Here is a 10,201-nt window from a genome sequence, read left to right on the forward strand (position 1 = left end):
CCTCCAGGGTCGCACCGGGGCACCATCACCCACTTATCGCCATGCCGGGCCGCCAGAGCGCGTCACCGGCCGAAAGCATTTGCCATGATCACTTCACTGGACCAGCCCGCCGACCGCCTCAACTTTTTCCGACCTTCAGGAAAACCCACCGGCCGCCACCGCATCACCGTCCGCGAAGCTGATGACCGACATGGACGGTTCGAAATCACCCTCGCGGATGGATCAGCCCTGCCGGCATCCCGCACGCCCCTCCTGTCAGCAGCTCGCTACTTGCTCGGTGAAGGCGTGAACCCCTCTGCCGTTGTCGAGATGCGTCACGCCAGCCGGCCTGATACCGTCGCCGCATTCGGCAAAGTCGGTGCGCTCGCCAAGTTCGACGTTCGGGAGGATCAGACCAGCGGCCCCCGCTTCTGTAGGTGGCGACCACCACCGCAAGACCGTGGCTAGACGTTGCGGGTATCGATCGTGGGTGCGTTATTTTGCGGTGGGGCTACCAGCGTAGCCTTCGACATCAGGCGCGCTCCACGGGACTGCTGCACGACATCCAGCGCGATCGATCGTGGGTTATGGAAGGGGCCGTCGACTCGCCCGTTACACTGCATAAAAAGCGAGAGGCATTTTCGGGACGAAGTTTGCATTCCGATCCTCGCGGGCTAGACAAACTCACAATATGGGTGTACATTGTTTGCCACGATGCCACCCGATTAAACGGTGCCCCAGCATCGACCACATGGACCCCGAGCGGGTCCATTTTCATTTCTACCCAGACCCGCTGTCGCCTTCACTGGCGTGGCGGGTTTTTCTTTGGAGAACACCATGAAGAAAACCACCTTCGACGCGGACGAACTGGTCACGTCGCCGATGGTCTACGTCGGGATCAGGCTGCCCAAAATACTGATCGACAAGATCGACGACGCGGCACAAGCCGACGACCCATCGGCCCCGAACCGATCGAGCCTGATGCGTCGATTTCTAATCGCGGGTCTCAAGCGGGAGGCTGCCTAAGATGACCACTGACTCAATCGAGGACGCGGTCGTCTCTGCCGCACGCTCCAAGGGCTACGCGATCAACTCCACGACTATGGCGACAGTCGCAATCGACCTCGCCGGAAGCAAGTTGGACGGCGAACTGATCGCAGTCCCCGGTAAGGGTTCGCTGTCCGTCCAGGACTATCTTCGCGACCTGCATGACCGGGCACCGAGCGGCTTCAGCCGACTGCAACAGCCTGACAAGCCCGACGCGGAGCGCACAATCACTGAGATGCGTCGTAAACGACCGCTCGACGCCGCATGGCATGCACGCCACGCCAGAGCCACCGGCATCACCAAGACCATGATGGACGAGATCGCGAGGAACCGCGCATGACATATCGAAGATTACGAAGTGCAGTTGCCACCCGGGAAGCCATCGAAGCCATTCCGCCCGATGCACGGGAACAACGGGCTAAGCATTTGGTGACCCGCGAACGAGGCCAGCGACTTGCCGCCGCTCAAGTGGAGTTGGCCCTGGCTGAGCGGACGCATGCGGACGCCCTTGCGCTTGTGCCGGAGGCTGAAGCTGCTTTAGCAGCCGCCAAGTCACGGCTCGCGGAGATCGAAACAGAGATGAGCGCTGCTACACGGGCCGCCTGATAGGCAGCTCACTAGTTCGGACGGCAGTTTCAGCATTTCTCCTGGGAGTCTGCCGTTCGTGGAGGGAGGCGTAATGGTGATTGAGACGACTCGTCGCGGCTCTCGCTGTTGCGCCCTCCCGCCTTCACCGCACTTAATGCCGCGGCTCAGAAGCGCCTTGCTGAGGGCGAGCGAGAGGCGACACATGGCTGACCAAATTGTCATGCCAGTGATACACTTCGGACGGCGGTTCAGCTCACTCTCTCCAGAGGCTGCCGTTCGCATAGGGAGGCGCGACAGGTGATCTGTAGACTCGCGAAACTGCACGCTCTCGCGGTGGCTCTCGCCGTCGTCGCACCTCCCGCCCTTGCCGGACCCTACTGCATGCCCGTCCACGGTCGGGATCCGATCGCCAAAGGCGGCAGCGTGTGTCCGGTCGGGTATCTGGCGTCGGGACCGTGCTGCATCGCGCTCCATGTGGACACGCCACGCGCCTTTGCCCGTCTGCCCGGCCGATCGTGTCCGACCGGGACATTCACCAGCGCTGGCAGCTATTGCGTGTCACTACGGTAGCCGCGCCAAAACGCGCTGCACCTGCACCGCCTGCCACTTGCCATTGCCGAGCGCGGTAGGAATGCCGGCCTCGTTCAAGGCATCTGCAATCGCCCGCAAAGACGTTGCGCCCTCCGCCTGTAGCTTACGGATCGTCGGGCCGATATCTGCTGCATGTTTCGTGGTGCGGTCCAGTAGGGCTTTCCGAGACGCTTCCTGCATCTTCGCCCCGGGGACAACGCCACGGTTGCCACCGAGCTGCTTACCGCGCCGCTTGGCCGCGGCCAGAGCCGCCTTGGTGCGGGCTGAGATCATGCCGGCTTCCAACTCCGCCACCGCCACCATCTGCTGAAGAAGGAAACGGCCTGTAGCGCCTTCGATCACAGGCAGATCGGCGAACCGAACGTCAACGCCAGCCTCAAGCAGCCGGGACAGGAAGGCCACCGAGCGCGTAAGGCGATCAACCTTGGAGACGACCAGCGCAGCCCGATGCAGTCGCGCCGCGGCCAGTGCCTGCTCCAGCGCGGGCCGGTCAGACCGCTTACCTGACTCCACCTCGGTGAACTCGGCAACTATCGTCCAGTCGCCACCGTTCAGATACGCCGCGACCGCCGCGCGTTGGGCCTCGATGCCGAGACCAGACTTGCCCTGCTTGCCGGTGGAGACTCGGTAGTAGGTGACGAACTTCCCGTTGTGCTGCGCCATGGCCTGCCTGTTACGAATACTTCAAAGTCCGTTGACGTATCTGTAACGGAGGGCGGCCGTTGCATCAACGAAAATCTTTCGATCTTCAGTCCGCACCCAAGGCTCATCTTGAGCTGAGGCCATGGTGGAGAGCCACTGAGGAGCCGCGGCCACGGAGAGGCTGCCGTGGTCAGTCACCAACACCAGCGCCCCAGCATCGTTCGTCTGCGTGTCCCCGCTCGCCTTTGATCACCAGCCGGTGGAGGCTGTCTGCCGCTGACATACGGCGCCGGCTGGGTCGCTGCGATGGACCGGACGCGGTGCGCTCAAAGTTGACCGCTTGTCACCGTGACGGACAACGCGACCACGGCCGGTGGCTCCTCACTTCACCGCCCGCCGTGGAGCACCATCACCATCGCCATCATCGTCCTCGCCCCTGCACAGGCCAGTGAGGTTTCCCAGCGCTCGCGAGCGCGGGAGGGGTGAAGGCGAGATTTTTTACGCGGCATAGGACTCGGGTGAGAGGCGCCAGCTCCGCAGCCACTGGCAAAAGGGACATTACCGCCCCCCTTGGCCTTCGGATGTACCCCCACCCCTCTCGGGAGGTTCACGCATCCGCACCCCCACCCCCGAAACAATCGGGCGTCACCGTTTTCCGCGCCGTATGAGCGCATTTTCGAAAAGACGATTTACCTCGTCACCATCCACGCAGCTCGACTGCGCCAACGAACAAGAGAAAAATGTCAGAGATCATCAACGTCCACGCATCATTGACCGCGACCGACAGCGCGAGCCCCGTCATCTCCGGACTTCTCCGCAACGTTCGCAAGCTTGAGGCCGCAGTCAAGTCCATCAACGGCATCTCAGCATCCAAGCTGTTTCCCGACAGTGTCTCAGCCAGCCTCCAGAAGATCACCGACGAAGCTCGGAAGGCCGCGTCGACCTACCGCACGGAATGGAAGTCGGCCTATGCAGACAGCCTGCGTGACGCGCGGGCGTTCCACCGTGAGCTGGACCGCCTCGACCGGCAGACCTTCAATCGGCGGCAGGCTGAGCAACGCGCCGTTAGTCGTGGTGCCAGCTCCGGCGGCCGTGGCGCGCTCCCCCGTGGCACGTCGCCAACCACCGCGCTCATAGCGGGCGGCATCACCATCTCCGGTGTCGCATCCGCCTTCAAACGACGGATGGAAGCCGACGTCGCCGAGACCAAGGCGCAAATCTTCGGCGGGCTGTCGCAGGCTGAGGTGAAGCGGCTGCGTGGCGATTGGTCCGATCAGGTCGCGATCAAGTTCGGCGAGCCCGCTGCCGCGGTGCTGGACAGCTACACCGAGGCGCTTAAGCAAGGCTTCGACGCATCGGCCGCAAAGAAGGTCACAGAGAACGCCTTGGAAGCGTCGTCCGCGCTGGAAATGAACATCGGTGAGCTGATGAAGCTGGCAGGTAAGACCGCGACCAGCCTGTACGGTAATGTCCGCAACGCCGATCCCGCCCGCGTGGCCCGGATGATGACCTCTGTTGCCGTTGCCGCTGCCGCGACCGCCGCAGACCCGAACGAAGTGGTTGAGGCGAACAAGCGCGCCCTGTCCGCCTTGAGCACGACGAAGATGAAGGAAACCGACCTGAGCGCCTTCACGTCGGCGAGCATCTCGGCAGGCCTCCAACCGAACAAGGCCGGTACGTTCCTCGGCTACATGACCTCCGAATTTGCAAACGCTGGCAACGCTCGCGGCCAGCGCGGGAAAGATCTGGACCAAGCTGCGCGGATGATCGGATACGGCGGCCGCGCGCAAATGGCTCAGAGGATGGTATCGGCTCCAACCAACTTCATGTTGGACGTGTTCGAGAAGATGCGGAACATGTCTGAGCAGAACCGGGCAAAATTCGCCAACCTCGCCGGCATGCGGGAGTGGCGCGACGAGCTGATACAGATGGCCAAGGCCTCGGATCAAATCCGGGAGACGTTGAAGGAAATCGACCAGAAGAGCGACGCGGTGTCCGCGTTCTCCCGCACCAAACTCAACTCGCTTGCGAAGCGCTGGGACCGGATCAAGGCGATGTTCGGTCTCGCCTGGGAAAAGTTCGGAAGCGGCTTTGAGCAGAGCTTCATCGAGGTGTCGGATTGGTTCGATCGTCATACCAGCCTCTTCACCTCCGACCGGATCGGGGAGAAGTCTAGGGAGTTTGTCGAGCGGCTGAAGAAGGCCTTTGGCGTTGCCAACATGGGCGAGGCGCTCGACAAGATCGCCTCGAAAATATCATCGATCGACGTAGACAAGATCATCGGCTTTGCGTCGGGCTTCGTAGGCGGACTCAAGTCAGTCTCTGATACCATCGTCGCCCTGCTGAAGGGCGCAGCCACCGCCATGGGCAAGGATGGCAACAGCGCCGAAGTCCTGGGTAGGTTGACCGGTCAGATCGTTGCGCTGTCCATCGCGCTCGGAACGCTCGCCCCGCTCATGGCCGTGTTCGGCGGCTTGGTGAGCATCATCAGCCGCATCGCAGGCTTGCTCACTGGTCGCGCGTTGCTTGGTGCGGCCAGTGCCAACCCTGTCGGTACCACCGCCTTGCTCGCTGGGCTTCTGGCAGAGAACAACGACACCGGCATTTCCGAGGCCGCGAAGAAATGGCCCGGAGAGACGACCAGCCAATGGCGAGAACGTCAACGCCAGCACAAGAAAGACCTGTATCAGAAGCAGTCCGGCGAGGGCTTCAACCCCGCTGACGTCCATCCGATGAGCTACATCGGGAACAAGCTGGACAATCTCGGTGGCAAGATCGAACGCGCATCGTTCATGAGCACTGAGTTCAGTTCCCGCGGACGCACTTACGGCAGCGGCGGACTGAGCGGCAGCACGGCGATCAGCGCCGACATGAACCGGATCGTCAGCGGGGTCGGTACCCCTGATGCTCTGTGGAAGAACGTAACGCCGGGCGGCATCCTTCCGAATTTCGGCTTGGGGTCGTCCGGCATCATCAAGCGCAGCAACATCCCGTCGTTCAACGGCGGTGGTGGCAGCGTTGACGATATGAGCCGGTCGGCCTTCGATAAGAAGTTCGCCGGTACTCCGCTCGCAGGCAAGTACGATCAGATCGTCGCGGCAGCCAGAGCCAACGGCATCTCGCCTGCGCTGCTGGCCGGTGTGATCGCACACGAAACCGGCAACGGTCATGTGCTGTCGGGAAACAACGTGGCGGGCCTGATGGATCCGGCAACCGGCATGGCGAAGAGGATGCAATTCGCCAGCCTCGATGGGGGCATCAGCCGGGCGGGCCAAGTGGTCGCAAAGAACTACCGTCTGGCCGGTGGCAACCTCGACAAGATGGGCGAGCGCTATGCACCGGTCGGTGCCGCGAATGATCCGCGTGGCTTGAACGATGGATGGCCCGCAGGCGTTCGCAAGCAGATGAACGCACTATCTGGTGGTGGATCAGCCGGCAGCGGCGATGCTGTTGCGTGGGCCGAGAAGTACAAGGGCATGAACGAGTACACTGACAACCGTGTGTTGGCGGCAGCCCTTGGCGGTGACGTGCGCGGCAAGTCGAATGCTTGGTGTGCTCGCTTCGTTAACAAGGCGTTGGAAGCGGCCGGAGGCAACGGCACGGGCAGCGCGGTGGCGAACAGCTTCCAGAAATGGGGCTCCGCGATCAGCCCGCCCGACGTTAAGCGCAATGACGTTCTGCTTCAGACGAACGGCTACGGTTACAATAAACCGGGTGGTCACGTTGGCCTCGCCACCGGCGAGACCCGCATGAGCAACGGCCGGCTGCAAATCAAGATGCTGGCTGGCAACGATGCCGACTCAGTGCGCGAGCACTGGATCAACGCAGACAAAAATCTGATGGTTCGTCGCGGCAATCCCATCGGTCAGGTCCCGTCGCCGGTTGACGCGGTGAAGAACGTTCCCGCTGCTCCACAATCTGGCGTCCCGATGAGGGGCGGCTTCAGTGGCGGTGCAGGCGGTAACGTCGCGATCCACATCAACGGCAACAGCCACGATCCGGAGGCTCTCGCAACGCTGGTCCAGCGTCGAGTTGACGAGCAGATGAACTGGCGCACCCACGACAGCGAGTCTGAATACACCTGAGCTTAATGAGGTTCGCCTGGTGGGCCGGATCTCTCTCAGCGTGGCCCCAAAGTTTCCGACGCTTGTCCGAATGCAAACGAAAAAGTGCTTGAACTGCAAATGCAGCTGGGTCACAGCGCTAAATCGTTGCTGGATCAGAAAGGCGACCATGGCCAACAGGGTAATGATGGAAAACTAGGAGACATCTACACTTTCGATGAAGTGTGCAGAAAGCTCAGGATCAGCAGGCGCTCGCTGTCCAACTTAATCCAGGGTACGAACTTCTACTCACGCATGCGCCGTTCGTATCGTTTCTCGGATGCCGATGTCTTGTCGATCTGGGAAAGCATGCGATCAACTGCTTCGCCTTCGCGAGTTCGACTTCCCAAGCGAACGGCGATGCACAAAGCTGGAAGTTCTACAGAACGGCTGAAGCTGCTTTTGACCGGGAAGCCGCGTCCGCGGTCTGTTGAGAAAGTCGGAGCGCCACCCGATCTTGCGAAGTTATTTACGGGGCGGCCACGCAAGAGACCCGAGTAGAACAGCGCCTATGCGATCGAGACGTCGCCCGCGGAAAGAAGAGCCTGAATATTTGGTTTGTAGATCCGTCATGGGGTGACTGAAATCAGTGGAATGTTGTTGATGATGCGAGCCATGGCGACAACCGAAACATCGCCGTAGTCATCACTGGCCGTTCGTGGCGCATGACCTTGGATTGCGTCAACGACTCTCGGATCGAATCCAAGGTTGCGGCTAACGGACTTGAGACGGTGGCGCCATGCGTGGTTAGGCTGGACCCGTTCGTCGGTTACGACTGTTCGAACGAAGTCAACAACACGTTTGTAACTACTTCGCGCGAAGAGAGGGCCGCTACCCGAGTCGGCAACGAAACGTAGTAGTCCAAGCTGGATCAGGTGCGGGTGGATCGGGACGAGCCGGTAAGTTCCGGTCTTAATGCTGCCAGCGAGTGGATTGAGGTCAAAAACATGGTGGCCCGACTCGTCGCGGACATCTTCTCTGCGAAGCTGTAGCACCTCCGCAATCCGGCAGCCCGTGTAGCAGGCGATCAGGGGTGCCCACCGTTTAGCGGCGGCGGTTCTCGGGTCTTCTTTCGGCTTCTGAACATACGCGAGGCAGGCGTCGAAGATCGCGCTGGCCTCCTGATCCGTGAAGCCTTTCGGGCGCGTCCGGATTTTCTTCTCCGCTTTGACCTTGATCGCATCGGCCGGGTTGTTCGGCAGCTTCCGATTGTCTACGGCCCAGCTAAAGACGGATTTGATCCCTGGCAGATCACCGTCCTTCAGGGTCTTGGCCGTCACGACCTTCAGGCGGGCGTCTTTGAACGCGAGCATGTCCTGTTCCGTCACACGGTTTGCATCATCATGACCAAGATGCTTAGCCAGTCGTTCGATAGCGCCCTTGTAGGTATCGTAGGTGTTCTGACTACGACCGGTCGCCTTGGCCTCAGCCCACCACAGGTCGAGTAAGCCGGTGAGGGTTTGCCGTGGCTTGATCGCCGCCACGCTTTCGACCGGTGGGAAACGTAGCGCCTTAGGATCGGGGCTGTAGTCACCCTCCGCATTGCGCCGTAGCTGCCAGCCGGCGTCGAGGCTGGCTGTTCCGACAAGGCGCACGAAGCGCCGCCGATCATTCGAGTTTAGCTGGATGCGCTGGCGGATCAGCACCCAATCCGCGAGAAGCCCAAACCGATCTTCCAGCGCGTCATGCTGACCGGCTGGGAAGGCGTTGACAGCCGCAGTCAGATCATCGGTCCCAAACAGTTCGATCGCGGTGTTCGCCTCGTTCGGCATCAACGCGGCTGGTGGTGGATTCTTGACGCGACCTTCAAGCGCCGCGCGACTGAGCGCCTTGTGATACATCCATGCGTCAGGTTCGCCGGGATTGTCGCGGTGAATCTCCTGGTAGAGCCGGTACGTCTCTCCACTCAACGCAACCATGTCTTTGTGACTGAGGCTGATCGGGGCTGCTTCAGTGAGATCGAAGAGCCGGCGAAGATGGTCCAGGGCGTTGGCCTGCCGTGCCTCGGCAATGGTCCGGTCGTCTGTCCCAAGGCTAAACGACACGTCGCTTCCGATCGTCACCGTCCGGACGAACGGATAGTCGTCGGGTGGACTGATGCTGAGCAACACACGCTTGCCGCGTAGTCGATCTACGATCTTGGTAGGGACACGAATTCGGAATTGGGGAACGGTCGAACCGGCACGCTTGGACATCGAGAACTTCAGAGAAACCATAGTCTGTGTGGCACTTTCGTGTGGCACTCAGGACCGAAATTTCAAGAAAATCAATGCATCCAATAGGATGGCTGGTGCTGCCAGACAGGATTGAACTGTCGACCTCTCCATTACCAATGGAGTGCTCTACCACTGAGCTACGGCAGCATGTGCTGGTGAAGAATCGGGCGCCCGAGGGGCCTACCAAGCGGGCCGATATCTGCCACAAGCCCCCCTCCTGTGCAAGCTTGCTCGGCCCGTCAAAACGAGAAAATCGGGCCGATATCGGGGCCAAAGTGCCCATTTGGGCTCGAAACCACCGGCTTTGCGTCGATTCGGGTTCCGATATTCCCACCCAACTGGCCAGTTGCCTGAAAGCCCGCGCTGGATCCATTTCGCGTTTCGCACGATCGGATCACGCGGGCCTCTTGAGCTGCCGTATTCCTTGGGCATGGTATTGCCGGTGACACTGAGTGGACCCGCAATGGCCGACGAAACCGACAAGAGCACGAGACAGGCGAGGTCGTCCCGGGACGACCGGCTGAAATCGGCACTGCGCGAAAACCTGAAGCGGCGGAAGCTGCAGGCGCGCGAACGCGCCGCAAGCTCCGAGCCCTCGCAGAACGAGGATGGTTCCCCAAGTAAGGGGACCGCCGGGAAAGCCGGCACTTGAGAATTTGGAATGAGTGGAATGACCATGGCGCAGGACGAACAGCAACGAAATGATGATGACGCGCTGATGTCGCGCTTCACGCGTCCCGAGCAGACCTTTCCCGCGCTGACCCCGGCCGAAATCGAGCGTGTCAGGCATTTCGGTGAGGTCCGTAACTACGCCGATGGCGAGTTCCTGTTCGAGACCGGCAAGCCGGGGCCCGGCATGTTCGTGGTGCTGAAAGGCCATGTCGCCATCACCCAGCGCGACGGGCTTGGTCACGTCACGCCGGTGATCGAGCAGGGGCCGGGGCAATTTCTGGCCGAACTCGGCCAGCTCTCGGGCCAGCCGGCGCTGGTCGACGGCCGCGCCGAGGGCGATGTCGAAACGCTGCTGTTGCCGCC

8 protein-coding genes and 1 tRNA gene are annotated in these 10,201 nt (G+C 61.2%); 6 read left to right on the forward strand and 3 right to left on the reverse strand.

Features of this window, described 5'->3' with window-relative positions; all coding sequences use genetic code 11:
- The first annotated feature begins 84 nt into the window (after positions 1–84).
- The 3 genes from MOV74_RS03445 to MOV74_RS03455 all read left to right on the forward strand — a co-directional run bounded on the left by MOV74_RS03445 (position 85) and on the right by MOV74_RS03455 (position 1,366).
- Entirely contained in the window at positions 85–447 is a 363-nt protein-coding gene (locus MOV74_RS03445) for a hypothetical protein (protein WP_246917933.1), read from the forward strand.
- A gap of 369 nt (positions 448–816) precedes the next feature.
- On the forward strand, positions 817–1,005 hold the full coding sequence (locus MOV74_RS03450) for a hypothetical protein (RefSeq protein ID WP_166476320.1): 189 nt from the start codon (positions 817–819) through the stop codon (positions 1,003–1,005).
- Between the two features lies 1 nt (position 1,006).
- Positions 1,007–1,366 carry a hypothetical protein gene (locus MOV74_RS03455; RefSeq protein WP_246917936.1) on the forward strand — a complete coding sequence of 120 codons (360 nt, stop codon included), beginning with the start codon at positions 1,007–1,009 and terminating at the stop codon, positions 1,364–1,366.
- Positions 1,367–2,175: 809 nt separating this feature from the next.
- Here MOV74_RS03455 and MOV74_RS03460 read toward each other — a convergent pair.
- Positions 2,176–2,868: a recombinase family protein gene (locus MOV74_RS03460; RefSeq protein ID WP_246917938.1), complete on the reverse strand. Its 693-nt coding sequence runs from the start codon at positions 2,866–2,868 to the stop codon at positions 2,176–2,178.
- A 719-nt stretch (positions 2,869–3,587) separates the two neighbouring features.
- Here MOV74_RS03460 and MOV74_RS03465 point away from each other — a divergent pair.
- Entirely contained in the window at positions 3,588–6,932 is a 3,345-nt protein-coding gene (locus MOV74_RS03465) for a phage tail tape measure protein (RefSeq protein ID WP_246917940.1), read from the forward strand.
- 587 nt (positions 6,933–7,519) lie between these two features.
- Here the strand turns inward: MOV74_RS03465 and MOV74_RS03470 are convergent.
- Entirely contained in the window at positions 7,520–9,145 is a 1,626-nt protein-coding gene (locus MOV74_RS03470) for a site-specific integrase (RefSeq protein ID WP_246917941.1), read from the reverse strand.
- Positions 9,146–9,238: 93 nt separating this feature from the next.
- A tRNA-Thr gene (locus MOV74_RS03475) sits at positions 9,239–9,313 on the reverse strand.
- A 316-nt stretch (positions 9,314–9,629) separates the two neighbouring features.
- Here MOV74_RS03475 and MOV74_RS03480 point away from each other — a divergent pair.
- Together MOV74_RS03480 and MOV74_RS03485 are read left to right on the forward strand one after the other, a co-directional pair.
- Positions 9,630–9,818: a hypothetical protein gene (locus tag MOV74_RS03480; protein WP_246917942.1), complete on the forward strand. Its 189-nt coding sequence runs from the start codon at positions 9,630–9,632 to the stop codon at positions 9,816–9,818.
- A 24-nt stretch (positions 9,819–9,842) separates the two neighbouring features.
- On the forward strand, positions 9,843–10,201 hold a 359-nt coding region (locus MOV74_RS03485), incomplete at its 3' end, for a Crp/Fnr family transcriptional regulator (protein WP_246917950.1).

It is taken from the genome of Bradyrhizobium sp. SHOUNA76 (genome assembly GCF_023006445.1).
In the GTDB taxonomy this organism is placed as follows: Bacteria; Pseudomonadota; Alphaproteobacteria; order Rhizobiales; family Xanthobacteraceae; genus Bradyrhizobium.

Excerpts from the sequence above, each read along its gene's own strand:
- MOV74_RS03445 (WP_246917933.1), top strand. The coding sequence starts at position 85 with ATGATCACTTCACTGGACCAGCCCGCCGACCGCCTCAACTTTTTCCGA.
- MOV74_RS03460 (WP_246917938.1), bottom strand. The coding sequence starts at position 2,868 with ATGGCGCAGCACAACGGGAAGTTCGTCACCTACTACCGAGTCTCCACC.
- MOV74_RS03470 (WP_246917941.1), bottom strand. The coding sequence starts at position 9,145 with ATGTCCAAGCGTGCCGGTTCGACCGTTCCCCAATTCCGAATTCGTGTC.
- MOV74_RS03455 (WP_246917936.1), top strand. The coding sequence starts at position 1,007 with ATGACCACTGACTCAATCGAGGACGCGGTCGTCTCTGCCGCACGCTCC.
- MOV74_RS03465 (WP_246917940.1), top strand. The coding sequence starts at position 3,588 with ATGTCAGAGATCATCAACGTCCACGCATCATTGACCGCGACCGACAGC.
- MOV74_RS03480 (WP_246917942.1), top strand. The coding sequence starts at position 9,630 with ATGGCCGACGAAACCGACAAGAGCACGAGACAGGCGAGGTCGTCCCGG.
- MOV74_RS03450 (WP_166476320.1), top strand. The coding sequence starts at position 817 with ATGAAGAAAACCACCTTCGACGCGGACGAACTGGTCACGTCGCCGATG.